This is a genomic window from Hymenobacter saemangeumensis, assembly GCF_039541835.1.
GTDB lineage: Bacteria > Bacteroidota > Bacteroidia > Cytophagales > Hymenobacteraceae > Hymenobacter > Hymenobacter saemangeumensis.
The window spans coordinates 125,571-151,872 of sequence record NZ_BAABGZ010000013.1; the positions used below are offsets into that span (position 1 = coordinate 125,571).

Here is a 26,302-nt window from a genome sequence, read left to right on the forward strand (position 1 = left end):
CGCTACTTAGCGGCGTACACTGAACGGCGTAACCTCTCTAAAGCCTGCATTGCGGCTCCCAACGACCATTGCAGCAGGGAGGGTATCCGTCCCGAATACGGCGCAGCTCCATCCAGCAGAGCACGCTTTGGGGCCCAGTAGCAGCGCAGGGCGTTGCCTGCCGCTTTATTTTTAATTCACCTGCTGTGGTTTTATTTGAATAGTACTGTGCAAGGAGCATATTTGTGTTTTAGCTTAATAAACGGGCTTAGAAGTTGAATGGAACGGCGTTTTACTTTCAGTAGCCCCCGCGGCTGGGTCGGGCTTCTAGCTGTACTTGGCTGGAGCAGCTTATCAGCCCCCGTCGCGCACGCCCAACCGGAGGTAGTTGACAGCCTGCAGCGCATTCTGACACGGCCCGGCATTGCCGTCGAGAAGCGCGTGACAGCGCTCAACGGCCTGGCGTTTCAGAACATTGACACCGACCCGGCCGCCGCCAAGTGCTGGGCCCGCGAGGGGCTGAGCGCCGCCCGCCGGGGCAGCTACCGGGTGGGGGAAGCCAACAGCCTGCGGGTGCTGGGCATCCTGGCCATGACCGACGACAAACACGCAGAGGCCACCGGCTACTTCCGCCAGGGCCTGCGCCTGCTCGCCAACGACACCCTGACGCGGGCCTTCCAGCTGCGCTGCTCTTTTCTGAAATACCTGGGCGATATCGCCCACGAACAGCTCGATACTACCGTAGCCCGCCGCTACTACGAAGAGGCCCATACTGTGCTGCTGGAGCGACGCCCCCGGCTAGCCGACTTAATTGGGCTGGAAGCCAGCTGGGCCGGCCACCTCTGGGAACGGGTGGACATGGGCGGCCCCGACACCGCCCGCTACCTTCGCCAAAGCCGCGCCCACTCCCGGCGCCTTATCGCCCTGGCCAAGGACGAGCCCGAGTATAACGCGTCGTTCCTGGTGTATGCCCACCGGCTGCTGGCCCAGAGCTACTTGCGGCAGCGGCAGCCCGACTCTGCCCGGTTCTACCTGCAGCGCCTCCAAACCCTGATACCGGAGGGCGACGTCAACAGCCAGGGCGACGCCTGGCACCTGCAGGCGCAGCTGGCCGCCCAGGAGCAGCGCTGGCCCCAGGCGGCCGCCCTGCTCCGAAAGGCTCTGGGCTCCTACCGCTCCAGCGGCAAGCTCAAGGAGCAGATGGATGCCCTTACCCTACTGGCCCGCGCTCAGGCCCAGCTAGGCGATGGCCCCGGCGCCTACACCAGTCAGCTGGCGGCCTACCGCCTCAACAACAGCATTCGGGCGGAGGAGCGCCGTAGCGAGCTGGCAAAAGTGAGGGCCAGCTTCGAGGCTGAGCGCCGCGAAGCCCGCATCCGGGAGCTAACCAGTGAGCGCAACGGACAGCTGGCGGAGGCCGCGCGCCGCCGGCGCGAGCTGTGGACCCTGGGGGCAGTGCTGCTGGTGGTGCTGGCCGGCCTGGCTACCACGGCCGTGCTGGCCCTGCGCCTGCGCCGCAGCCGCGCCGCGCTGGCCGCACAAAACGAGGAGCTGGCCCAGACCCGCGCCACCCAGGACCGGCTCTACGCCCTGGTGGCCCACGACTTACGCTCGCCCGTGGCAGCCTTCCAGGGCCTGGCCGACTTGCTCACGCTCTACGTGAGCCGTCAGGATACCGCCCGCCTGGCCGGGCTCGGCAGCCGCGTGCAGCAGGCTGCCGAGCAGCTGCGCGGCCTGCTCGACAACCTGCTGAGCTGGGCCTTGCAGCAGCGCGGCGAGCTGCGGGCAACGCCGGCCGCCGTGCCGGTAGCGCCCCTGCTTACCGACACCCTCGCGCTGTATCAGGCGGCAGCCGAAGCAGCCGGCGTCACGCTGCAGCAAGCGGGCATCCCCGCTGCTGACCTGCATCTGTGGGCCGACCCGCACATGACCCGCACCATCCTCCGCAACCTGGTAGGTAACGCCCTGAAAGTAACGCCCAGCGGCGGCAGCGTCAGCCTGGGCGCCTGCCCGGCCCCAGGGGGGCAGCTTACCCTGACTGTACGCGATACGGGCCCGGGCTTTGGCCCCGACCAGCTGTTGCGGCCGGCAGCTCCCCGCACCGGCACTGGCCTCGACAGGGCGGGCCTGGGCCTGCGCCTCAGCCTCGACTTTGCTAAGGCGCAGGGGGGACAGCTGGCCTTACGCAACGCGGCCGACGGCGGCGCCGTGGCCGAGCTGTCCTTGCCCCTGTGTCAGGAATAGTGACAAACCATCATGTTGTTAAGTAACCACTTTATAGCCTCTGTTTTATGAGCCTCCCCGCTACTCCGCTCCGCGTACTCGTAGTTGAGGACGAAGAGCTACTGGCTGAACACTTACACGTCACCCTCGAAGCCCTGGGCTACACCGTGCTGGGACCAGCTCCGGATGCGGATACGGCCCTGGCGCTGTGTCAGGAAACCTGGCCCGATGTGGCCGTGCTCGATATTACCCTGGCCGGCTCCCGCAGTGGTATCGACCTGGCCCGGGAGCTGCAGGCCCGGCGCCCCCTGCCCCTGGTATTTCTCACGGCCCTCTCCGGCGCCGAAGCGTTTAGCCTGGCCCGCGCCGTGGGCCCGGCGGCCTACCTCGTCAAGCCCGCGCCGGCCGATGCCCTGCAGCGCGCGCTGGAGCTGGCGGTTGCCAACTCCTCGACCGGGCACGCAGAACCGGACGAGGAGCATTCTGTATTTAATGCCGCATCGGCAATACTGCTGCCCGATGCGCTGTTTGTAAAAGAAGACGGCTTGCTGGTAAAGGTGCGCCTGGCCGACATCTGTTCAATAGAAGCGGCCGATAAGCAATGCCTGCTGAACCTGACCGGGCGGGTGCTGTCGGTGCGCCAGCCCCTACGGGAGCTAACCAGCCGCCTGCCGGGCAGCGACTTTGTCCAGATTCACCGGCGCTACGTCGTCAATGCAGCCTGCATCGAGCGCCTCGACACCGTGCGCAACCTGGTGCAGGTGGGCGAGCAGGTGCTGCCACTGGGGCAAACCTACCGCGAGCACCTGCTGCAACGGCTGCAGCAGGTGTAAGACCTGGGGTGCTCGGCCAGCCCGCACTGCTCAGCCTGCTCGTATTCTCCGCCAGCAGGCACCTGTGGTTTGCCAGCCTGCCTGGCAGGGTTTTGACCTGCCAGTTAGTTATCTAATAGAATGTCATGTTGAACATTCTGCGCATAAAGCAGGGATGAAGCATCTTGCCCGCGGCAGTAATCCAATCGAAAGGATTTACGCTTCTGGTAGCGATGCTTGGCCACCGTGGACGCCAGATGAGCAGGACGCTCTTTTGGCTTTTCCAACAGGCTGTAAGCCGCTAGCTGAGCGCCTGCCTTCCTTGGGCACTAGCTCGTGCCGATGGTGCGCCTGGGGCCCTTGTTGGGTCCATTAATGGCTTACCTGAGGCAGGATACCCGCTGATAGCGCGCGACAGCAATGGTCAAAAGCGTGGTGGTGCCACGGATTCCGCGCAGCGGTTCGTGGTACCACTAATAACCTAGAACGACAGTTCTAAGCTCGTTTTATGATTTAGTGGTGGCACGACCAAAAAGTCGTAACACCACTCTTTAGACCACCGCCCGCGCGACATAGGGAGGAAGCTCACTATACTTCTCATAGCTGCGAGAAAGGTGGGGTAAGATTAACGTGTTCAATATTCTTAAAACACATTCCTTCAAAGGCTTATTTTAACCAAGGTGCAAGCGTCAGCGCTTTTTCAAACATTTTACTATTTTGTTTGAAAATTTCAATTACCTTTGCAACCGATTCTACTGCAATGGCCAAACGAACCGACCGCCGTCTTCAGATTCTCAGCGCCGCCTCGGCGTGCTTTGCCCGTTTTGGCTACGCCAAGACCACGCTGGAAGACATTGGCCGCGCCGCTCAGCTCAACAAAGCCTCGCTGTACTACTACTTCCCCGGCAAAGACGAGCTGTTTATTGCCGTGGTGCTGCAGGAAAGCGCGGCCTTTATGGAGGCCCTGGCCGAACAGGTGCGCCACCTTTCTACCCCGGCCGCCCAGGTGCGCCACTACCTTGCCGAACGCCTGCGCTACTACCGGCAGGTGCTCACCCAGCACCAGCTTTCGCTCGACGCCCTGCAGGTGCTGGAGCCGCGCTTCGACCAGCTTTATGCCGAAGTGCTGGAGCGTGAAATTGCTTTTCTGGCCGAGCTGCTAAGCCCCCTGCTGGCCGGCAAAGCCCGCCCCGACGCCCTGCCCGAGCCCCGGCACCTGGCCCGCCTGCTGCTCAGCGCGGCCGATGCGCTCAAGCACGAAACCGTGCGCCAGGGCCAGACCCAGCAGCTGAACGCCCTGCCCGACTTCAGCGCCGCCGAAGCCGACACCCTGCTGCTCACCGACCTCGTGCTGGCCGGCATTGCCGCCTCGTCCTGAGTAGTTGTCAGTTGATAGTTGTCAGTTGTCAGGTCGTTCTGATAAAGCTGATGCCAGAACAATCCTGACAACTGACAACTGACAACTGACAACTAACAACTGACAACTATCAACTGACAACTATCAACTGACAACTATCAACTGACAACTAAACCCGTCACTTCTTTCACTTCACTGTTTTCCCATGAAAACCATTCTCATCACCGGTGCCAGCTCGGGCATCGGCAAGGCGGCTGCGCGCCTTTTTGCCCAGCGCGGCTGGCAGGTAGCCGCCACCATGCGCACGCCTGCCAAGGAAACCGAGCTGGGTAAGCTGCCCAACGTGCGGCTCTACGCCCTCGACGTAACCGACCCGGCTTCCATTGAGGCGGCGGTGCAGGGCGTGCTGCGCGACTTTGGCGGCCTCGATGCCCTGGTAAACAACGCCGGCTACGGCGTGGACGGCGTGTTTGAGGCCATGACTGATGAAACCATTGCCCGGCAGTTCGACACCAACGTGTTGGGGCTGATGCGCTGCACCCGCGCCGTGATTCCGCACTTCCGCCAGCAGGGGAGGGGCTGCATTATCCAGATTGCCTCGGTGGGCGGCCGCGTCACTTTTCCGCTCTACAGCATCTACCACGCCACCAAGTGGGCCGTGGAAGGCTTTTCCGAAAGCCTGCAGTACGAGCTGGAGCCCCTGGGCATTCAGGTGAAGATTGTGGAGCCCGGTGCCATCAAAACCGACTTCTACGACCGCAGCCGCGAGTTTGTGATGCGCGACGACCTGCGCCCGGCCTATGGCGAATTTGTGAGCAAGGTCGAAAAAGTAAGCATGGACGCCGGCGCCAAGGCCGTGGGCCCCGAAGTGGTAGCCGAAACCATCTTCCGCGCCGCCACCGACGGCAAGGCCAAGCTGCGCTACCCCATTGCCTACCCGGCCAACGTGCTGCTGCCCCTGCGCCGCATCACCTCCGACGGGGTGTTCCGCAAAGTGGTGAAGTCCAGCTACGGCCTGTAGCCTATGCCAACCCAGGTCCCCAACACCGTGCTGCAACCGGAGGTGTACCAGCAGCTGCTCCGGCGCATTGCCGGCGTGCAGGAGCACAGCCCCCGCCGCTGGGGCCGCATGAGCCCCGGCCAGATGCTCTGCCACTGCGCCGACCAGCTGCGCCTGGCCCTGGGCCAGAAGCCCGCCACCGAAACGGCTTCGTGGTTTAACCGCACCATTGCCATCCGGCTGGCGCTGGCCCTGCCCCGCATTCCGCTGCGCAACCTGGCCACGCCCCTCGACATGCTGTAGGGCGGTGCCGGGCGGGGAACGGCGCCTACCACGCTGGCCCACGACAAGCAGCTGCTGCAGCAGGCGCTGGCCGACTTCGTGCAGCGCCCGGCAAGCCAGCCCCTGGCACCCCACCCCGGCTATGGCCCGCTGAGCCGCACCCAGTACGGCCGCTTCATCTACCTGCACCTCGACCACCATCTGCGGCAGTTTGGCCTGTAGGGCAGGCATCTCCAGGCTCCGAAAACAATGCCTTCTGCTGCCCCTGCTGGCATTCCCGACCAATTGCTGCGTTCCACGGAGCACAATTGCCACGTCTTCCAGCGTCATCTTCCTCTTACCTACTCCTTAGCTTGCCCATGCATCCCATTGAGCTCTATTTCCGGGCCGAGAAAGCCGAAAGCCTGGTTTTTGTCGGAGCCGGCGTGGTGGCCGTTACCCTGGCGGCCTGGCTGCTCCTGGGCCAGCGCACGGCCCTCAGCACGGGCCTGGCCATTCCCCTGCTCCTTATTGGCCTGACTCAGCTAACGGTGGGCGGCTCGGTGTACCTGCGCACCGACCGGCAGCAGGCTGAGCTGGAAGCTGTTTATGCCCGCGCACCCGCGCAATTCGCCGCCCAGGAGATGCCGCGCATGCAGCAGGTAAACGCCAGCTTCGACCTGTACAAGCTGGTGGAAATTGCCTTTATCCTCATCGGCACGGGCCTGATTTACTTCCGCCAGCAGCACGACTTCTGGCTGGGCCTGGGCCTGGGCATGCTGCTGCAGGGCACCGTGATGCTGGCCGCCGACATCTTCGCCGAGCGGCGGGCCGATGTGTACACGGCCTTCGTAGCCCGGCAAGGGTAAGAGTAGACATGAGACGTTAGACATGAGACGTTAGAAAGTTCTTCTGTCAGAACGATTCTAATGTCTAATGTCTAACGTCTAACGTCTAAATCCCACCTGCTTTTCATTTTTGCGGCATCTTTGCGGCCCGTTCCTCTTCAACGCCTGCATGGATTTCTCCGCCCACGTCGTACTGGAAAACAGCCGCGCCCGCCTGCGCCCGCTCGAAGCCAGCGACTTTGCCGCCCTTAAGCCCGTGGCTTTCGACCCCGAGCTGTGGAAGTACACGCTCACCACCTGCCACACGCCCATGGAGCTGGCCGCTTACCTGCAGCAAGCCCTGCAGGGCCGCGAGAAAGGCCTGCGCTACCCCTTCGTCATTGTCGACCGCCTTACCGGCCGCATCGCCGGCAGCACCAGCTACTACAACTCAGCCCCCGACGAGTGCCGCATGAGCATTAGTTACACCTGGGTGGGCAAGGAGTTTCAGCGCAGCGGCCTCAACCGGGCCTGTAAGCACCTGCTGCTTAACCACGCCTTTGGTCACCTGGGCTGCGAGCGGGTAGAGCTGGAGACTGACGCCCGCAACTGGAAGTCGCGCGAGGCCATGGCCCGCATGGGTGCCACCGAGGAAGGCATCCTGCGCAGCCACCGCATCACCCAGGGCGGCCGCCGGCGCGACACCGTCATCTTCAGCATTCTGAAGCCCGAGTGGGACAGCCTGCGCCAGTCGGTATTCAAGGAGTTCGACGCCCGTGGCTAAGCCCGACGCCGACCGGCTGCGCCCGCCCCAGGGAATGTGGCGCCGGCGCATCGCCAGCTTCGGCCACGCCGTGCGCGGCGTGTGGGCCGCCCTGCGCTCGGAAGTACACCTGCGCTTTCACGCCCTGGCGACGGTGGTAGCAATAGGCCTGGGCCTGTACTGCGGCATCAGCCGCCTGGAGTGGGCCCTGGTGGCCCTGGCCATTGCCGGCGTGTGGGCCGCCGAGCTCATGAACACCGCCATCGAAGCCATCACCGACCTGGCTTCGCCCGACTACCACCCCCTGGCCGGCAAAGCCAAGGACGTAGCCGCCGGCGCCGTGCTGCTGGCCGCCCTGGGCGCCCTGGCCGTGGGCCTGCTGGTGTTCGGCCCCCATTTCATCTAATCCTCAACCAACCTTCCCTCTGCGACTTCTTCCGCGTCCCTTCTGCGGCTTCTGCGGTGAAAAAACAGTCGCACGACAACCGTTACCATTCAACGCTACCTTCGGCCCTGGCCAAACCCTTCCCCAACCAGGGCGTAAGCAGAAAGAAAAGAGCAGCCCTGCCCGTGGCTACCACACCTTGCCAGGATAAGAACATGAAAATTGCCTTTATCGCCGCCTCCTGCTTTCTGGCCACGGCCTGCGCCACCAACCAGGTAACGGTAGAAACGCCTACCACGCCGCCCGACACCGGCTTCGTGAGCAACCCGGCGTCGCCCACGCCCGCGCCCACCAGCGCCAACACCGTGGACCCCGTGCCGGCCCGCCTGGCCCCGCCCGATACCACCCACCGCCCCCAGTGGCTGCAGGAGCGCATCGCCAACGTGCTGAGTGAGCGTAAGCGCACGCCCATCATCCGCATTATGCGTTATGACTACAAAGGCCAGACCGTGTACTATCAGTCAGCACCCTGCTGCGACCAATATTCCACGGTGTTCGACAGCAAGGGCCGCGTACTTTGCAACCCCGACGGCGGCATCACTGGCAAAGGCGACGGCAAGTGCCCGGACTTCGACAAAAACAAAACCAACGAAAAGCTGGTATGGCAAGACCCGCGCTAAACCAATGATGAATTATAAATTATGAATTATAAATTGTCTACCGAGCCACGGCCGAACCCAATTTTTAATTTATAATTTTTAATTTTTAATTAACCTCTATGAATACCCTCGAAAAACTAGGAATTTTCAACGTCTGGGCCAATGAAACCCTGCTGCGCCGCCTCGACAGCTCGGTTGCGGCTGGCAAAGAGCTGCCTGCCAATGCCCTGCGCCTGTTCAGCCACGTACTGAATGCTCAATCCATTTGGCTGTGCCGCGTCGTGAACGAAGGCTGCGGCGTGAAAGTGTGGCAGGAGCACGACCTCGACGGCCTGCACGTACTGCACGAGCATACATCCGCCCGTCTGGCTTCGCTCTGCGCCACCACCGACGAGGCCGAGCTCAACCGCCTGGTGGAATACACCAACTCGCTGGGCCAGGCCTATAGCACCCCGGTGCAGGACATCCTCACCCACGCCGTGGTGCACGCCAGCTACCACCGCGGGCAGGTAGCCACCCGCCTGCGCGAAGCCGGCATAGAGCCCGTCAACACCGACTTCGTGACCTACTGCCGCGAGCAGATGGGCCAGGCCGAGCCGCAGCTGTAAGGCGCTGTGCCGGTAAGGTCCTGTTCAAGGCGCAGTCTCGAATTTCATTTATGCAACAGCCCCCAGGCAAGGTAGCCTGGGGGCTGTTGCTTTTTTCATAAATGGCTTTAATCTATATTATACAAATAAAGTCTATTTTGTTATTTTGAATTATTTTCATTTTTTATTGTACCAGCATTAGCTTAATGTTAAATTTAAATTTTTAACTAGTAAAAACATGATTTAATCGAGGGCAATACCTAGTTTAGCCGGAAATTTCTACCCTCAATATTTTCGATCTAATGAAACAAACTTTCCGAAATGGGCTGCTTGCCGCAGCCCTAACCCTAGGCTCGCTACTTGGCGTTGTTAGCCAAGCCCATGCCCAACGCTGTTCATTGCCAGCCAACCAGCAAATGCGGAGCTGGTTTTTCTCACCTCACCGTGTTGACTTTAGCTCTGGTACTCCGGCTGCGACTACTGTAACTGGAGCCCCCTACAGCAACGGCAATGGAACCCCGGCAACGACTGAAATAACTGCCGCTGCCTATGATGACCAGAATAGCCTGCAGTTTTACGTGGTGCGCTCCAACGCTCCATATACCGTTTACGGCCCAAATCATGTTGCAATTGGTAATCTCAATGCCGTATCAACCCCAGGGTCTGACACCTATGCAGGAGCAATGACAGAGATGATAGTAGTACCTGTACCGGGGGTGTGCCGCGAATACTACCTCATCTACACGCTGGGCGGCCCCAATGGGGGGGCTGTATGCTACGCCCGCATTCAGTGTCCGGTGGGCAGTGCACCCGTTATCGCCACAAATTCGACCATTCTGGACCTGACATACCGCTCCCGTACCCTTATAGCGGTATCGAAGCCCCGCCCTAATGGCAGCCGTATTTTGTACGATGTATCCGATGTAGGCATTCGTTCTTTTACCATCAACATGGGCGGCGGCTTTTCCGCGCTTCCATCAGTTCCAATTCCAGGCGTGGCGGGTGTTATGGATGCCCAATGGGAGCTGGACTTGGCCCCGGATGGAAGCAAATTGGCCTGGACGATGAGCGGTCCTGTGAATAAGCTGTTCGTGGCTACCATTGACGCAGCCGGTAGCCCAGGCACTATTGCTGAGTATTCGGCATCCGGGGCGCTGGGAGTAGAGTTTTCCGGCAATAGCCAAAAGCTGTTTGTATCCGCGCCGGGTAGTATTCGGGTACTGGATTACGCGATGGCCGTGCCGGCATTGGCAACTGTGGTCGGCGGTGCCGATGCCAGCGAAACCCAAATGGAGCTGGCTTACGACGGTTTGATTTATTATGTGAATACCAGCGGCAGACTGAAAACAATTAACCCCTGCGACCTGATCATCGCCACTTCGCCCGTTACAACGACACTTGATAAAACGGCGAAGTTCTGGGGCTCAATGTATCTGCTGCCCGACCAGTTGGACGGTGAAAATTATCAATACGTTCCGAACACGGCGGCTCCTTACGTCAACTCGGCCCGTATCGACAACCAATTCTTCACGATGGGCACCACCCGTAATCTCTACACCTGCAATCCCCTGGCCCTTCAGGCCTCACTGCTAGGGGTGGAAGAGGTGCGCCTAAGTCTCTATGCCAGCAACAGCGCGGGTGCCGTTGGGGCCCTTATTTGCGCCGAGCCCTGGGTACGTGCCCTGCCGGCCACCGTCAAGACCGCCTGCTCTTCTTACCTGGCCAACCCTGCCAATGCCGGGCAGTATTATGTAGTAAAGCTGGAAGGCCGCAGCGTATGTGGCACCGTAGTGCAGCAATCTGGCCGGTACTTTCTAAATTCCCTGGTTCCGGCCTCCGTCAGCTTGCAGTTTAATCCCTGTACTGGTATGGGCATCCTCGCCAGCAGCACCAGCGCGGCCCAGCCGGCCGAAGTGGGCATGTACGGGGGAGGCATCGACGTTGCCTTCGGCGCAGGTACCTATACCAATTACCAGGTAGATTTTGAAGAGTACCTGCCCGCCTCGGGTACGTACGTGGCGCGGGGCCTGACGGTGTATGGCACTAACACCAGTGGCACCAACCCTACCACCATAGCGTTATCGCTCCTGGCCAACCAGGCCGACCTGGGCACTGGCTATTTCGCGCCCGGCGGCGGTGGAAACAACAAGATTTTCCGCATTACGGTCACGGTATCGAACCAATGCGGTGCTGTTACTTTGCAAGGCCACTTCCGGCCTTCTAACCCCAATTGCCGCCCGGCGCCCGGCCCGACCGGGTCTAGCGTAAGCGTGTACCCCAACCCGCTACAGCGGGGTCCCGGCCAGTTTACCTTTACCCTGCCCACCACTCAGCGGGTAAGCTTGGCTATCGTGGATGCCCTAACTGGGTGCGAGCGGCTGGTGCTGCTGCAAAACAGCGCATACAGTGCCGGTACGCATACGCTTAAATTCGATGGTTCCAGCCTTCCGCAAGGCGTTTATATCTACCGGTTCGTGGCCGACACCGACACCCAAACCGGCCGCATCCTACAAGCGCGGTAAGTATTTTGTAGTGTATCAGGCCCCGGTCAATACTGACCGGGGCCTTTTTACGTTTTGTGTTGCTATGAGACGCCTTATCCTACTCGTTTCCTTACTTATCTGTACGCAGGCAGCCCGGACGCAAAACCTGGTGCTAAACCCCGGCTTTGAGCAGTACCGCTATTGCCGTGATAACAGCCTGTATCGCGCTCAGTTCTGGTTTAACTGGTCCCACCTCACCGGGCTTCCCTCGTTTGGCACCGGGGCGTTGGGGTGGTATTCGCCCACGCTTTTCTCCAATAGCAGCCCAACGCAGCCCTCCAAGCATGTACTGGCGTGCAATAAAGGTGTTTTCCTGCCCGTTCAAGCCTTAGCCCTTAATAGTTTCACCTACGACAGTTCCTGGTACCTGCCCCGAAACGGGCAGGCGTATGCCCTTATCCATACCCGCTACAACTCGGAAGTGGGGCCGTTGGCTTTTCACGACGCTGCCCGCACGTACCTGCAGGCCGAGCTTGCGGCTCCCTTACGGGCGGGGTGTACCTACCGTGTTACGTTCTACGCCCGCCTGGCCTGGGGCCTAGAGTTTACTACTCACATAGCGCCGCCCATAGCCACCGACAACCTGGGGGCCTACTTCTCGGACCAGCCCATCATTCAGAGCCCGGCGGCACCCTTCATCATAGCCCAGCCCCAGGTGAGCAGCCCGCCGGGCGTGCTGATTACCGACACGGTGGGCTATACCCGCGTGAGCGGCACATTCGTGGCCCAGGGCAATGAGCGGTTCCTCACCCTGGGCAACTTCCGGCCCGACGCGGCCACCACCACCCGCCAGCTCTGGCATAGCTCCCGCTTCGGCGGCGCCTCCCGCTACGCCATCGACGACGTGTCGGTAGAAGCCGTGCCACCGCCTGGCCTGGCCCTCAACCTGGGCCCCGACCTATGGCTGGGCAGCTGTGCCAATGCCGCTACTACTATCGCGGCCGGCCCCGGCTTCCAGAGCTACCGCTGGAACACCGGCCAAACCACGGCCAGCATCAGCGTGAGCCAGCCCGGTCGTTATGTGGTTACGGCGGATTTTGGCTGCGGTGTGGTAAAAGACAGCGTAGAGGTGCGCCGCTTCGACCCCGCCCGCACGCCGCTGCTGGGCCTGGCCGCACCCCCGGCCCCCCTTTGTCCGGGTGAGAGCGTAAGCATAAGTGCCCGCGCCGGCTTCCAGCAGTACCAGTGGGCCGATGGCCCTACCGGCCCGGTACGCACGCTTACCCAGCCTGGCCGCTACCGCCTCTCGGCCCGCACCGCCGATGGCTGCCTGGTGCAGGACAGCGTGCTGATTACGGCCCTGGCCCCGCCCTCCGCCCCCCGGCTGCCGGCCGATACGCTGCTCTGCGCCGATGCCCTTCCCTTACGCCTGCCGGTGCCGCCCCCGCCCGCCGCCGGCCTGCGCTACGAGTGGAGCGCGCCCGGCGCCACGGCTACGGCCCTGCCCGTAGCAGCAGCTGGTACCTATACCCTCACCGTACGCAACCGCTGCCTGGCCAGCACCGCCACCGTGCGCGTGCGCGTGCAGGACTGTGCCCCGCTCTTTCCCCTGCCCAACATCATCAGTCCCAACGGCGACGGCCTAAACGACTACTTCCAGGTGCGGGCGGCCACCGAACGCCCGCTCGTGCTGCGCGTGTTCGACCGCTGGGGCCGGGAAGTATACCGCGCCGACCAGTACCGCAACGACTGGCCCCAGCGCCCGCCCGCTGCCGGTCTCTACTATTACCTGCTTACCGATACCCGCTACCAGCGTAGCTACCGTGGCTGGCTGGAAGTAATGCCTTGAAGCCAAAACTCCCGTCACGCTTAAAAGTCAAAAAGGCCGCTTGCTGCGTAGCAAGCGGCCTTTTTAGATTAGGGCAAATCCCAATTACCGTTGCATCCCGATGGGACCCATGTCGGTAATCCGGTCGTTGCTCACGGTAGCGGTGCGCGTTTCGTTGCGGTAGCCGTCGGCCTGGAACTCCACGCGGTAGGAGCCGGCGGGCATGCTGCGAATGAGGAAGCCGCCGTTGGTGTCGGCCGTGGTGCTCATGGTGTCGTTGGGCGTGGCCGAGGTGCGGATGGCCAGCACCATTGGACGCGCCACCGCGGGCGTCACCGTGCCCCGGATGCCGCCGGCAATGGCCGTGGTAATGGTGCGGATAACCGGCTTGAGGTTGTAGGAGCCGTTGCCGCGGGCCACGATGGACCGGGCCACGTCGAAGTCCAGCAGCAGCTGGTAGGTCACGTCCTTCTGCAGGTCGGCGTTAACCTTGAGCTTCACGCCCGACTGCTGCCCGCTGGGCGTAGTAAGTGGAATCAGGCTGTTGCTGCCGCGCAGCTTCAGGGTGTTGTTGTTGCCCAGGATGAGGCGAATCTGGGAGATGCGGCCGGCGGGCCAGTCAGCCCCGGCAATAAGAGCCGAGTTGCCATTGGTGTAGTCCATCACGTTGTAGATGCCCGGGCGTACGAGCGGCAGGTTCTGCCAGCCGTTGGGGTCGGGGCTGTCTTCGTTGCTTACGTGCACCTCTACGCGTTGCACGTCGAGGTTTACCTGCTCATAGTCGCCAGGCGCATCGGTCAGGCGCACTTCAAAGCGGGACATGCCTTTGGAATCGTCGGATTTGGAGCAGCTGGCCAGGCCCAGCAGGGCGGCCAGCGCCAGGGGCAGAATACGGTTGATGTTCATAACAAAGAATAAATGGAAAATCGAAGCTGAAACGGCCCGGCCAACCGCTGGGTTGCCGGGCCGCTTCTCAACAACATTGCCAAAGCCGGCTAAAAAGCATTAGCCTCCCTTCTTGGTGGTGTCGGCTGGCTCCGGCGTGGGGGTGGGAGCTGGCTTGGGCTTGGGCTTGCCAAACAGGTTGTTCAGCTGCCGGCCCACCTCGTTTTTGGCTTTGGCTTCGGCTTCCAGCTTGCGCTTTTCTACTTCCTGCTTGGCGCGGGCTTCCAGGGCCTGCCGGTTCAGCTCTTCCACCCGCAGGGTGCTGTCCTTGAGGAACTTGTTTTTCGCGGCCAGGTTGTTCAGGGCATCGGCTGCCTTGGTTTTCACCACGCTGGTCACCATGGTCTTGGCCTGGTCTTTCACGCTGCCGCTGGTCAGCTTCACGCTGGGGTTGGTCACGGTGCCGCCGATGTTGAGGCCCAGCGTCACGCGGTCGGTGCCCTGCAAGTCCTTCACGCCGGTCAGCTGCGTCACCTTGCTGCTCAGGGCGCTGCCAAGCTTGCCGGTGGGCACATTCAGGGCCGCGGCGTACTCCAGAATACCCGCCAGGCTGTTGGAGCCGCCCAGGGTCATCTTTACGTCGCCCACCGTCAGGTCGAAGGGCTGCACAATGAGGTTGCCGTTCACAATCTGGGCATCGATGCGCTTGTTCACCACCAGAATTTCCTTTAGCTCCGGCAGCGTAGTCAGCGAGGCAATTTTGGTCATCACCTCCGAGCGGTTCACCGCCGCCCGCACCACGTCGAACAGACCTTTGCCGCTCAGGCTGGCCAGGTTGGGCATCATGTCGGGCCCCATCTCCCCGCTCACGTTGAAGTTGGTGCCGAAGATGCCCTCCACCTGGCTGGCCAGCGGCACCAGCGTCTTGATGGTGTTGAAAGCCGAGAAGGCATTCTGGAAGCTCAGGTTTTTGATGTTCAGCCCGAAGTTGAACTTCGGGTGGGCCAGGTCCTTGCTGGTGTAGCTGCCCGTGGTGGCAAACTCACCGCCCAGGGTGTTGAAGGTGAGGTTCTGCAGGGTGGCCGTCTGGTCTTTCACCAGCACCGTACCCTTCAGGTTAGTCAGCTTCAGGTTGTCGTAGGTCACGTTGCCCACGCTGCTGTTCAGCACCAGGTCGAAGAACTTGGGAATCTGCACCACGCCCTGGGCCTTGGCGGGGGCCGCGCCGGGCTTGGCGGCGGCCGTGGGCTTGGCCGTCACCTCGTCTACCATCCACTCGTTCACGTTGAAGTTGCGCGAGTTCACCGTCATGGTGGCGAGTAGCGACTGGCCCGGCACAAACAGGTAGCCCATGTAGTTGCTCACCGTGCCCGAGGCATTGAAGTCGGAGCTGCCGGTCGTGCCCGCCAGGCTCTGCACGGCAATCTGGTTGTTGTTGAAGGTAGCGTTGGCGCTGCTGATTTTCACGCCCTGGGGCAGGTCTTTGCTCTGGTAGGTGATGTTGCTGGCCTGCACGTTGCCACTGGCCACCACGTTCTGGTAGCGGCCGGCCTCCACGTCGGCCATGTTGCCTTTCGCAGCGATGTTGCCCTTCACGCGGCCGGTTACCGTCATGCCCTCCAACGGGAAAATCTTGGTGATTTTGGTCAGGTCCACGGTGCCGCGCACGTCGGCGTCGAACACCGGCTTGGCTATGTTTTGCGCGGCCAGCCGGCCCTCCAGCGGCTCGCCCTCCAGCACCATGCGGAACTGCGGCAGGTTAATCTGGGTGTCGTTTACCTGCCCGGTGGTGTTCACCACGGTGCCGTTGAGGTTAATCTGCTCAATCGGGGCCGGAAACTGGGCCGATTTCACGTAGCCGTTCGTCAGCCGGATGGCCGCATTCACCACCGGCATCTGCGTTTTGGAGTAGATGCCCTTGCCGGTAGCATCCACGAAGAACTGCCCGCGCATGGCCAGGTCCTTCACGGGGTACACCTTCAGCATCTCGGCCAGGTCCACGTTGGCCTTCACGCGGCCATCCAGCTTCATGGGCTCCAGCCCGTCAATCAGGACGTTGCCGTCGATGGGGTTTTTGCCCAGGTCCAGGTGAAATTGCGGGATGTTGACTTTCACGTTGTTGGTAAAGCCCGACGGGTTGTCCACGTTCATCTTCAGGTTGATGTTGCGGGCCGCCTGCGGCAGGTCGGGGTAATGAAACTGCCCGTTGCTCACCTGCAGGTTCAGGCCATAGCCGGGCATGCGCACGGCGCTTTGCGTGCCCTTGTAGTAGCCGTCGAAGGCCACCTTGCCGCTGGTTTCAATGTTCTTGAACTTGTCGGTGTACACGCCCGGCACCAGGCTCAGGATGTTCTTAAAGTCGGTTTCCAGGGCTTTGAACGTCAGGTCATAGGTAATGTCCGTGGCATTTGGCAGGCCGATGGCACCCGCAAAGCTGAAGGGAAAGTCGTTCAGCTTCACCTTGTTGTCTTTGAAGGTAAACAGCATCTTGTCCAGGTCCATGGCCATGGTCACGTCGGCGTTCACCTGCTTGTCGGTCAGGTAATTCACCCCGCCGTAAGCCATATCCAGGTCCGTAACGGTTGTCTGTGAGGTCATGTCGAACACGTTGCGCTCGAAGTCGCCGGCGCCGCTGTGGTTCATGCCGCGGGCCTCCATGCGGAAGGGCAGGGTCAGGTCTTCGTAGCGCAGGCGCGCATCGTTCAGCTTCCAGCCCTGAATGGCCAGGCTCACCTGCGTGGTGTCCTGGCCCTGGGCCGCAGCGGCCGAGTCCGAAATCATGATGTCCCAGTTGGCCCGCCCGCTTTTCAGCACCCGCAGGCTGAGGTCGGGCCGGTCCAGCTCCACGGTTTTCACCTTGATTTGACCGCCCCGCACCACGCTCATCACGTCCAGGCCCACGCGCAGGGCGGGCAGGTAAGCCAGGGTGTCGCGCCGGAACGAGTCGAGGCCAATCACGCGCAGCTCCTTCAGGTTCAGCGTCAGGTCGGGGAAGGTGCGCAGCAGGCTCACGTCGATGTTGGCCGGGTCGTAGAGCACCCGGGCCCGTACCCGCTCGGCCAGCTGCTTGTCGGCCAGGGCCCGCAGCTTGTCTTTAAACAGCAGAGGCACAAGGGCTGCGGCGGCCACCAGCACTACAAGAAAAAGCAATACCCCAATCAGAATTTTCCGCATAGCAGTGAGCAAATGAGTTTATCAGGCAAATGTAAAAGTCTACCTCCAGGATACACCTGCCTGCCCGATTTGTAGCCAGCAGCCGGTGCCAATGCACAGCTTACCTTTCCCTTAAGCAGAACACGGCGTTCAAACGTTCAGGTTGCTTTCCTGCTAATCGACCAACGGGCCCGGATAGCAGACCAATACCCGGGTGGCTTGCGTTGCCCCGCCCGCGTCCGGTAGCCAGGCACTACTTTCGCAGCCGCGTCTGCACTAAAATGCCGGCGCGCTGCGTTGCCCCGTCTCCCCACCGTGCTGCCTTCATGCTGCGTTTTTCGAGAACATGCTATCTCTTAGCTGGCCTGCTGCTTGCCGCCGGTATGCCCGCTGCCCAGGCCCAGGATGTGTACTTCTCGCAGCCATTTGCTACCCGGCTGCACACCAACCCGGCCTTTACGGGCTTGCTCGACGACTACAGCGCCACGTTCAGCTACCGCAACCAGTACCCTTTCCTGGCCGGGGCGTTCCGAACTACTCAGGCAGCAGCCGACTTACGCCTCGACCGGCCCGGACAGCACCACGCCCTGGGCCTGCTCATCAACCACGACCGAACCGGCAGCCTGAGCTACACCCGGTTTGAAGCCGGGGCCATTTACGCCTACCACACCCGCCTCACCCGGCAGTTTGCCCTGAGCGGCGGCCTGCGCGCCAGCTACGGCCGCCAGCAGATTTCGTACGGAAACTTTTTATTTGGCGACCAGATTTCGGAAGACGGAACCGTTTCCGGACCCTCGGCCGAGCCCCTCACTTTCCCTGCCGTCAACTACCTGAGCCTGGGCACCGGGTTTGTACTTTACTCCGAACAAGCCTGGCTTAGTCTGGCCGGGCAGCACCTCAACCAGCCCAGCCTGGGATTTCGCCAGCAAAGCAAGCTGCCCATGTTGTTGAACCTGTCCGGTGGCTATAAGTTTTACCTGCTCAAGCCAGGCCCCGGCAAGCCTACTCAAGAGATAAGCTTCACACCCACAGCTTCTTTCACTTTACAAGGCGGCTCCCATCGCATCGAGACCGGGGTGTACGCCATGGCTTCGCCCGTTACGCTGGGAGCGGTATTCCGCAATATTTCCCTGGGCAGCACCGTTGAGCCTCAGCAGGTGCTGGCTGCCATAGCGGGCATTGCGGCTGGCCCGTTGCGCCTTGGCTACAGCTACGACATAGGCCTTAGCCCTTTAAGCCAGGAGCTGGGTGGGGCCCACGAAGTAACGCTTTCCCTCTGCAGCTTCGACCGGCTGGAAAATGCCTATCGCCGACTAAAAAGGCGAAATTACCCGCTTGCCCCTTGTCCGGCATTCTAATTTTTTGTAACATTGCAAGCAAATTGCCCTAGCTAACTCCCCATCCCTCTCGGCCTTTTTAGCCCCGTTATGAAATTCTCCAATTATCTGTGTCTGGCCGTGCTTGGCCTTGGCGCCCTCGCCAGCTGCAAAAGCGGACCGCCCACCGCTGCTAAGCCTGGCAAGTATTCCTCTACTACTGGTGTTGAATACAACACCGAAAAGGGCATGACGGTAGCTAGCTACAAGAGCCCGCCCGAAGGCCCGGGTCTTGTATTTATTGAAGGTGGCCGCACAGTGCTGGGCTCGCAGGAAGAAGATGTAACGATGACGCACGACAACATCGAGCGTACCGTTACCATCGCCTCGTTCTATATGGACGAAGCCGAAGTGGCCAACATCCACTGGCTCGAATACCTGCACTTCATCCGGACCGACTCGGCTGAGGAGTTCTACAAGTCGGCCCTGCCCGACACCATGGTGTGGGCCCGCGACCTGTCGTTCAACGACCCCTATGTTACTTATTATCTCCGTTATCCCGGCTTCCGCTACTTCCCAGTGGTAGGCGTAAGCTGGCTGCAGGCCGACGACTATTGCACCTGGCGTACGGCCAAGGTGAACGAGAACCTTGCTACCGGCGCCTCTTCGGGCAGCAAAAAAAGCAAGAAGAAGAAAAAAGGCGACGACGCAGTTGCTGAAGGCGGTGCTGAAGGCGCAGCCGGCAAGGCAGGCGCCATGGGTGATGGCAAGAGCACCACGTCCATCGAAAACGGCAACACCCTGCCCAACTACCGCCTGCCCACCGAGGCAGAGTGGGAGTACGCCGCCCAGGCCCTCATCGGAACCCAGGAAGTGGGCAACGAAAACCAGGAAGAAAAGCGCATCTACCCCTGGGATGGCCGCACCACCCGCAACGCCTACGGCAAGAAGCAGGGCCAGTTCCTGGCTAACTTCAAGCGGGGCCGCGGCGACTACGCCGGTATCGCCGGTAGCCTGAACGACGGCGCCATGATTACCGAGTACGTGTATGCCTACCCGCCGAACGACTACGGCCTCTACAACATGGCCGGCAACGTGAACGAGTGGGTGCAGGACGTATACCGCCCGCTGTCGTACCAGGACGTAGAAGACCTCAACCCCTTCCGTCGTAACGGCGTGCTCGACCCCGCCGACAAGTACGACAAAAACCCTGTGAACGGCAAAGGCGGCTACCAGTCGCTCATCGACGACCACGTGCGCGTTTATAAAGGCGGCTCGTGGCGCGACGTAGCCTACTACCTCTCGCCCGGCACCCGCCGCTTCATGGCAGAGGACTCGGCTACCGCCACCATCGGCTTCCGCTGCGCCATGATTAACGCCGGCTCGAACAAGTAATCACTGATTACCGCTGATTATTCTGATTTCACTGATGCCCAAAAAAGAAGCTGCCCTTAACGGGCAGCTTCTTTTGCTTTCTACTCCTTTCAACAAGAAAACGAAACAATCTGTGTAATCAGAATAATCAGCGGTAATCAGTGATTACCGGTCGGCGCAGGCAATGGTGGCGATGCTGATACTGGCCGCGCCGCCCGCCAGAAGCACGGCGCCGCAGGCTTCCAGGGTAGCCCCGGTGGTGAGCACATCATCTACCAAGAGCACGCGCTGTCCGGCAATGGCTTCGGGCAGGCCCACTTCGAATACGGTGGCCACGTTCTCCCAGCGTTGGGTGCGGTTTTTCCGGGTTTGGGTGCTGGTGAAGCGGGTGCGGCGCAGGGCCAGGGCACTCCAGGGCAGCTGCAGGCCTTTGGAGAGCCCCTCGGCAAATACGGCGGCCTGGTTGTAGCCCCGCTTACTGAGCTTGCGCGGGTGCAGCGGCACGGGCACGATGAGGTCGAACTCGGTATTCAGGCCAGCGGCCTGCAGCTCGGCCCCGTAGAGCTGGCCCAGTACCGTGCCCACTTCGCGCTGCCCCTTGTACTTGAGCTGGTGCAGCAGCTGCTGAATGCGGCCGTGCCGCAGAAAGCGCACGTAGCTCAGGGCGTGCTGCAGGGGCAGCTTGCCCCAGAAACGGCGGCCCAGCGGGTTTTCTTCCGGCGGCAGCAGGTGGAAGTCGGTATAAGGCAACTCGGCGCGGCAGCGCGTGCATAAATGCTTCTCGCCCCGCACCATGGGCTCGCGGCAGGCCAGGCATACATTGGGGTAAATCAGGCCCAGAAAGTCGTTGAACAGCGAGTGCCACATGGGGTAGAAGGGTGGGGGAGAAACGAGCGGGTAATTTTGGCTGAAGAATTACCGTTGCAGGTTGTTCCGGTCAGCACCCGGCGTGGCTGAAAAAAGCCGTTCGCCTTGGCGCCGACAACTAACAACGAATAATTCATAACTCATAATTTATAATTCTTAATTCCCTCCCAGATGTCCCAGGTCACGGAATTCAACGACTACCGCCAGCGCATGAATGAGAAAATCATGGCGGCCGACAACAAGGTTATAAAGCGCTTTTTCAACCTCGACACCAACACCTACGCCGCCGGCGCGCTCGACGTCAAAACCAAGGAGATGCTGGGCCTGGCCTGCTCCATGGTGCTGCGCTGCGACGACTGCATCAAGTACCACCTCGGCAAGTGCTACGAGGAGAAAATCAACGACGAGGAAATCTATGAGGTGTTTGCTATTGCCAACATCATCGGCGGCAGCATCGTCATTCCCCACTTTCGCCGCGCCGTGGAGTACTGGGAAGAGCTGAAAACCGAAGCCGCCGCCCCGGCCGCCCCCCACGCCGAGCACGCCCAATGAGCGAGTACCCCACCCCCGAAGAGCACCCCGAAACCGAGGCCGACTTCGAAGCCCGCTGGGAAGCCCTGATGGCCGAGATGCAGGCCCGCTTCGGCAAGCGCCCCGACCTGAACGCCCTGCTGCTGCTCATCGGCGTGCAGGAGCTGGGTCAGGGCGTCACCACGTTCACCAAGGAGCAGAAGCAGGACCTGATGCACATCGCCACCTGCAAGCTGTTCAGCCTGAGCGGTCACTACGAGCTGGAGCGCGTGGATGAGGACGGCTGGCCCCACTACAAGCTGCTGCGCCCCGTGCCTTTTGCCAACCTCAAGGAGCAGGAGCGCATGCTGAAGTGGCACGTGCTGGAGTATTTCGCGCAGGAGGATTAAGGTGGTTTTTTAGTTGTCAGTTGTTGGTTGTCAGTTGTCAGGTCCTTCTAGCAAAGCAGCCGTCAGAACGAACTAACAACTGACAACCAACAACTGACAACTGACAACTGACAACTGACAACTAACTAAATGAAAGTCATTTCCTACAACGTCAACGGCCTGCGCTCGGCCCTGAGCAAGGGGCTGCTGGACTGGCTGGCCGTGGCCCAGCCCGACGTGCTCTGCCTGCAGGAGATTAAGGCGGGGAACGCCCCGCTGGATGTGTCGGGCTTTGAGCATCTGGGCTACCGGGCCTACCTGCATCCGGCGCGCAAGCCGGGCTACAGCGGCGTGGCTACGTTTTCGCGCATCACGCCCAAGGCCGTAGTGGAAGGCTGCGGCCAGAGCTGCTACGACGACGAGGGCCGCGTGCTGCGGCTGGACTTCGACGACGTGTCGGTGCTGAACACCTACATGCCCTCCGGCACCAGCGGCCCCGAGCGCCAGGCCTTCAAGGTGGAGTGGCTGCACTTCTTTCGCCGCTATGTAGCGGAGCTGAAGTCGGAGAAAGGGCTGCAGCTGCTGATTGGCGGCGACTTCAACTGCTGCCCCACGGCCATCGACCTGCACAACCCCAAGGCCAACCAGAACAGCCCCGGCTTCACGCCCGAGGAGCGGCAGTGGTTTGCCGACTTCCTGGCCGACGGCTTCACCGACACCTTCCGCCACCAGCACGGCGAGGCCACCGGCCACTACTCCTGGTGGAGCTACCGCGCCGGCTCCCGGCAGCGCAACGTAGGCTGGCGCCTCGACCACTGGCTGGCCGACGCCCGCCTGCAACCGCGGCTGGCCGGGGCTGGTCTTTTGCCCGACGTGGTACACTCCGACCATTGCCCGGCCTGGGTGGAACTGCGCTGATGGATTGATTTTTTGATGTGCTGATGTGCTATTGCTAGCATAGTCAATTCAATAAAGAACAGGGTCGAAGCTGTTCTGTCTGTTGCTCACTGCTTTTCTATTATCTCTGGGTTTATATACCAGCACATCAGCACATCAAGAAATCAGCACATCTCTGACAGAACCAAGGCCGGCCGGTTTATGTATCTTTCCAGAATAAGACCTGATTTATGGCTGTTGTGATGGAGCGACAGGCTTCGGCGACGGAATACCCCGCCCTGGCGCGGGTGCGCACCGAGCTGGAAGCCTTCAAGCGTAAGTTTTACCTGAACCTGCTGGTGCGGGGCGGGCTGGTAGCCGCCGGGCTGCTGCTCAGCCTGTTCCTGGTGGTGAACCTGCTGGAGTATTTTCTGTACCTGCCCACCTGGGTGCGGGGCGGGCTGCTGTTTGGCTTTCTGGGCCTGATGGTGTACAGCTTTGCGCGCTGGATTTGGCAGCCCCTGGCTGCCCTCACCAACCTGCGCCGGCTGCTGAGCGACGAGCAGGCCGCCCGCAGGGTAGGGGAGCTGTTTCCCGACGTGCAGGACCGGCTGCTGAACGCCCTGCAGCTGCAGGGCCAGGCCCGCGACAACGCCCTGATTGCCGCCAGCCTGGAGCAGCGCGCCGCTCAGCTGGGCAAGATTTCCTTTGCCCAAGGCATCGACATCAAGCAGGAAAGCCGGCCGCTGTGGAAGTATGCGGCCATTCCGGCCGCCATCCTGCTGCTGCTGCTGGCCGTGTACCCCAGCTTCCTGGTGCAGGGCACCGAGCGCATCTGGCACTACCGCCGCGCCTACTCGCCCCCGGCACCGTTTCAGTTTCAGATAAAGAACCGGGAGCTGAAAGCTTTCCGCGGCGAAGACTTTACCCTCGACGTGGCCGTGGCCGGCGCGGCCCTGCCCGCCGAGGTCAGCATCATATTTGACGAGGGCGAGCGGCGCCTGCGCAAGGTGGCCGGGCGCGGCGACCAGTTCCGCTACACCTTCGAGCAGCCCCAGAACGACGTCACCTTTCAGCTCAAGGGCGCCGGCTTCAACTCGCCGGAGTACCGCCTCACCGTGCTGGAGCGGCCCGACCTGCGCGACTTCAAGGTACAGATTACCTACCCGGCCTACACGGGCAAGCGCAGCGAAACCATCGAGAACGGCGGCAACCTGACCGTGCCCGAGGGCAGCACCGTGCGCTGGGAGTTTGCCACGGCAGCTACCGACGAGCTGGCCCTGGTGTTTCAGAACCCCGACGAGGTGCTGGCGGCCACCGGCGGCGACGGCACCTTTGTGGCCAGCCGCCGCGTGCTGCGCACCCAGCCCTACCTGCTGCGCCTGAAAAACGAGGCCAGCCTCAACCGCGACCCCATTTCCTACCAGCTCACGGCCGTGCCCGACCTGGCTCCCGCCCTCACGCTGGAGTCGTTTTCCGATACTACTTCCCTGCGCTACCTGGCCCTGGGCGGCACCGTGCGCGACGACTACGGCCTGACCCGCCTGCAGCTGCACTACAGCGTTTATCGTGGCAAAAAGCTGGCTTCCAGCAGCCAGAAACCCCTGGCCCTGCCCACCGGCTCCGACGGCACCTACAGCTACACCTGGAACCTGGCGGCGCTGAGCCTGCGCCCCGGCGACCGGCTGGAGTACTTTGTGGAGGCCTGGGACAACGACGGCGTGCACGGCCCCAAAAGCACCCGCACCCGCCCGGCCGAGTTCCGCCTGCCCAGCCGCCGCGAGCTGCGCCAGGAGCTGAACGCCCAGGCCGAATCGGTGGCCAGCCAGATGAGCCAGGCCGCCAAGCAAAGCGAAAAGCTGGAGCGCGAGCTGGCCAAGGCCCAGGAAAAGATGAAAACCAAGCGGGAGATGAGCTTCCAAGACCGCAAGCAGCTGGAAAACATGCTGGAGCAGAAAGCCCAGCTCGACCAGCAGGTGCAGCAGATGCAGAAGATGTTTGAGCAGCTGCAGGACAAGCAGAACCAGCTCGACCCCAAGAGCGAAGAGCTGGCCAAGAAAGCCGAGGAGCTGAAAAAGCTCATGAACGACATCCTCGACCCCGAAACCAAGAAGCTCTACGAAAAGCTGCGCAAGCTGCTGGAAGAGCAGAAGCAGCCCGACGTGGAGATGCAAAAGCTGCTGCAGCAGCTCGAAAACAAGGAAAACACCCTGCAGAAAGAGCTGGACCGCGCCCTGGAGATGTTCAAGCAGATGCAGCTGGAGCAGAAAGCCGAAGCGGCCGCCAACAAGCTCGACGAGCTGGCCCAGCAGGAAGAGAAGCTGGCCGACAAAACCGAGCAGAACGACAAGCAGAACCCCGACAATAAGCTCAGCAACCAGGAGCAGAAAGCCAAAAACGAAGAGCTGAAGCAGCAGCAGGCCGAGCTGCAGAAGGAGTTTGAGCAGCTGAAAAAGGACCTGGCCGACATGAAAAAGCTCGACAAGGAGCTCGACAGCCCCAACGGCGTGGACGAGCAGAAGCCCGAGCAGGAGCAGACCGACCAGGACATGGAGGAAAGCCAGGAGCAGCTGGGCAAAAACCAGAACAAAAAGGCCAGCGCCAAGCAGAAAAGCGCAGCCTCGCGCATGAAGCAGATGGCCAAGAAAATGCGCGACCAGATGAGCGAGCAGGAAAGCGACCAGGCCCAGCAGAACATCGACGACCTGCGCGACATCCTGGAAAACCTGCTTACCCTGAGCTTCGACCAGGAAGGCCTGATGAAGGACTTCCGCAAGGTAGACCAGACCGACCCGCGCTTCGTGCAGCTGGGCCAGACCCAGCGCAAGCTGCGCGACGATGCCCAGATTATTCAGGACTCCCTCTACGCCCTGGCCAAGAAGGAGCCCAAAATCCAAAGCTTCGTGACCCGCGAGGTAGGCGAGATGAACGGCCGCATGGAAGAAGCCATGACCAACATCAAGCAGCGCGACGTGGCCCGGGCCACGGCCAGCCAGCAGCAGGCCATGACGAGCATGAACAACCTGGCCCTGATGCTGCAAAGCTCCCTGCAGCAGATGCAGCAGGAAGCCCAGGAGGGCAAAGGCCAGCCCCAGGACGGGCAGGGCAAATCGGGCAAGAAAAAGGGCAAGGGCAAAGGCAAAGGCAAGGGCAACAGCCCCGGGCCCGGCGACTTAGGCAAGATGCAGAAGCAGCTCAACGAGCAGATTCAGCAGCTTTCGCAGAGCGGCAAAACCGGCCGGGCCATGAGCCAGGAGCTGGCCAAGCTAGCCGGGCAGCAGCAGATGCTGCGTCAGGCCATGCAGCAGCTCGACAAGATGCAGCAGGGTGGCAAGCCCGGCGGCAAGGAAGGGAAAGACGGCAAAGAGGGGGGGAAAGAAGGCGGCAAGGACGGCAAAGGCGAGCAGGGCGGCGGAGGCACCGGCGAGCTGAAAAAAATGATGGAACAAACCGAAACCGACCTCGTAAATAAGCGGCTGACGGAAGAAACTATCATGCGCCAGCAGCAAATCCTGACCCGCCTCCTGGAAGTTGAGAAATCGGCCCGGGAGCGTGACCAGGATACCAAGCGCGAAGCGCAGGCGGCCCAGTTTAAAGCCCCGGTTTTTCCGCCGGCATTCGACAAATACAAGGCCTCGAAAGAACGTCAGACTGAACTGTTACGTACTACACCGCCAACCCTTACACCGTACTACCAGCGCGAGGTAGGCGAGTATTTTCAGAAAATGAAATAAGTATCTGTACCGACGAAACAAGGAACTGACGAGG

At 61.3% G+C, this 26,302-nt stretch carries 22 protein-coding genes; 19 read left to right on the forward strand and 3 right to left on the reverse strand.

Annotated elements, in window-relative coordinates:
• The first annotated feature begins 258 nt into the window (after window positions 1-258).
• From ABD919_RS04950 to ABD919_RS05010, 13 genes are all read left to right on the forward strand, one after another.
• On the forward strand, window positions 259-2,223 hold the full coding sequence (locus tag ABD919_RS04950) for a sensor histidine kinase (protein ID WP_345234357.1): 1,965 nt from the start codon (window positions 259-261) through the stop codon (window positions 2,221-2,223).
• A 47-nt stretch (window positions 2,224-2,270) separates the two neighbouring features.
• Entirely contained in the window at window positions 2,271-3,035 is a 765-nt protein-coding gene (locus ABD919_RS04955; protein WP_345234359.1) for a LytR/AlgR family response regulator transcription factor, read from the forward strand.
• A gap of 739 nt (window positions 3,036-3,774) precedes the next feature.
• Window positions 3,775-4,392, forward strand: a complete 618-nt coding sequence (locus ABD919_RS04960; RefSeq protein WP_345234361.1) for a TetR/AcrR family transcriptional regulator — start codon at window positions 3,775-3,777, stop codon at window positions 4,390-4,392.
• Between the two features lie 184 nt (window positions 4,393-4,576).
• Entirely contained in the window at window positions 4,577-5,392 is an 816-nt protein-coding gene (locus ABD919_RS04965) for an SDR family oxidoreductase (RefSeq protein WP_345234363.1), read from the forward strand.
• Between the two features lie 3 nt (window positions 5,393-5,395).
• Window positions 5,396-5,674 (forward strand): hypothetical protein, encoded by a 279-nt coding sequence (locus ABD919_RS04970; protein ID WP_345234365.1) that lies wholly within the window; start codon window positions 5,396-5,398, stop codon window positions 5,672-5,674.
• A gap of 78 nt (window positions 5,675-5,752) precedes the next feature.
• Entirely contained in the window at window positions 5,753-5,875 is a 123-nt protein-coding gene (locus ABD919_RS04975; RefSeq protein WP_345234367.1) for a DUF1569 domain-containing protein, read from the forward strand.
• A gap of 137 nt (window positions 5,876-6,012) precedes the next feature.
• Window positions 6,013-6,501, forward strand: a complete 489-nt coding sequence (locus ABD919_RS04980; protein ID WP_345234369.1) for a hypothetical protein — start codon at window positions 6,013-6,015, stop codon at window positions 6,499-6,501.
• Window positions 6,502-6,649: 148 nt separating this feature from the next.
• Window positions 6,650-7,243 carry a GNAT family N-acetyltransferase gene (locus ABD919_RS04985; RefSeq protein WP_345234370.1) on the forward strand — a complete coding sequence of 198 codons (594 nt, stop codon included), beginning with the start codon at window positions 6,650-6,652 and terminating at the stop codon, window positions 7,241-7,243.
• A complete protein-coding gene (locus ABD919_RS04990; RefSeq protein WP_345234372.1) occupies window positions 7,236-7,628 on the forward strand; it encodes a diacylglycerol kinase family protein in 393 nt (130 codons plus the stop codon). Before ABD919_RS04985 ends, ABD919_RS04990 begins: the two co-directional genes overlap by 8 nt.
• Window positions 7,629-7,684: 56 nt before the next feature.
• A complete protein-coding gene (locus ABD919_RS04995; protein WP_345234374.1) occupies window positions 7,685-8,287 on the forward strand; it encodes a DUF6970 domain-containing protein in 603 nt (200 codons plus the stop codon).
• 98 nt (window positions 8,288-8,385) lie between these two features.
• Window positions 8,386-8,874, forward strand: a complete 489-nt coding sequence (locus ABD919_RS05000) for a DinB family protein (protein ID WP_345234375.1) — start codon at window positions 8,386-8,388, stop codon at window positions 8,872-8,874.
• A 281-nt stretch (window positions 8,875-9,155) separates the two neighbouring features.
• Entirely contained in the window at window positions 9,156-11,375 is a 2,220-nt protein-coding gene (locus tag ABD919_RS05005; RefSeq protein ID WP_345234377.1) for a hypothetical protein, read from the forward strand.
• Window positions 11,376-11,439: 64 nt separating this feature from the next.
• On the forward strand, window positions 11,440-13,185 hold the full coding sequence (locus ABD919_RS05010; protein WP_345234379.1) for a T9SS type B sorting domain-containing protein: 1,746 nt from the start codon (window positions 11,440-11,442) through the stop codon (window positions 13,183-13,185).
• A gap of 84 nt (window positions 13,186-13,269) precedes the next feature.
• Here ABD919_RS05010 and ABD919_RS05015 read toward each other — a convergent pair whose 3' ends face one another.
• Window positions 13,270-14,070: a DUF4382 domain-containing protein gene (locus tag ABD919_RS05015; protein WP_345234381.1), complete on the reverse strand. Its 801-nt coding sequence runs from the start codon at window positions 14,068-14,070 to the stop codon at window positions 13,270-13,272.
• A gap of 99 nt (window positions 14,071-14,169) precedes the next feature.
• Window positions 14,170-17,223 carry an AsmA family protein gene (locus tag ABD919_RS05020; RefSeq protein WP_345234383.1) on the reverse strand — a complete coding sequence of 1,018 codons (3,054 nt, stop codon included), beginning with the start codon at window positions 17,221-17,223 and terminating at the stop codon, window positions 14,170-14,172.
• A gap of 305 nt (window positions 17,224-17,528) precedes the next feature.
• Here ABD919_RS05020 and ABD919_RS05025 point away from each other — a divergent pair, with 305 nt between their 5' ends.
• Together ABD919_RS05025 and ABD919_RS05030 are read left to right on the forward strand one after the other, a co-directional pair.
• Window positions 17,529-18,560: a PorP/SprF family type IX secretion system membrane protein gene (locus ABD919_RS05025; RefSeq protein WP_345234385.1), complete on the forward strand. Its 1,032-nt coding sequence runs from the start codon at window positions 17,529-17,531 to the stop codon at window positions 18,558-18,560.
• A 69-nt stretch (window positions 18,561-18,629) separates the two neighbouring features.
• The gene (locus ABD919_RS05030; RefSeq protein WP_345234387.1) at window positions 18,630-19,913 is read left to right on the forward strand and encodes an SUMF1/EgtB/PvdO family nonheme iron enzyme; all 1,284 of its coding nucleotides are present in this window, start codon (window positions 18,630-18,632) and stop codon (window positions 19,911-19,913) included.
• A 144-nt stretch (window positions 19,914-20,057) separates the two neighbouring features.
• Here ABD919_RS05030 and ABD919_RS05035 read toward each other — a convergent pair whose 3' ends face one another.
• Window positions 20,058-20,759, reverse strand: coding sequence for a ComF family protein (locus tag ABD919_RS05035; RefSeq protein WP_345234389.1), 702 nt, complete (start codon window positions 20,757-20,759; stop codon window positions 20,058-20,060).
• A 171-nt stretch (window positions 20,760-20,930) separates the two neighbouring features.
• On the opposite strand from ABD919_RS05035, the gene ABD919_RS05040 reads away from it, so the two are divergent.
• The 4 genes from ABD919_RS05040 to ABD919_RS05055 all read left to right on the forward strand — a co-directional run bounded on the left by ABD919_RS05040 (window position 20,931) and on the right by ABD919_RS05055 (window position 26,268).
• Window positions 20,931-21,311, forward strand: coding sequence for a carboxymuconolactone decarboxylase family protein (locus ABD919_RS05040; protein ID WP_345234390.1), 381 nt, complete (start codon window positions 20,931-20,933; stop codon window positions 21,309-21,311).
• A complete protein-coding gene (locus ABD919_RS05045) occupies window positions 21,308-21,679 on the forward strand; it encodes a hypothetical protein (RefSeq protein WP_425556398.1) in 372 nt (123 codons plus the stop codon). Before ABD919_RS05040 ends, ABD919_RS05045 begins: the two co-directional genes overlap by 4 nt.
• A 129-nt stretch (window positions 21,680-21,808) precedes the next feature.
• Window positions 21,809-22,576, forward strand: a complete 768-nt coding sequence (locus tag ABD919_RS05050) for an exodeoxyribonuclease III (protein ID WP_345234392.1) — start codon at window positions 21,809-21,811, stop codon at window positions 22,574-22,576.
• 209 nt (window positions 22,577-22,785) lie between these two features.
• Entirely contained in the window at window positions 22,786-26,268 is a 3,483-nt protein-coding gene (locus tag ABD919_RS05055) for a DUF4175 family protein (protein ID WP_345234394.1), read from the forward strand.
• The last annotated feature ends 34 nt before the right edge of the window (window positions 26,269-26,302 follow it).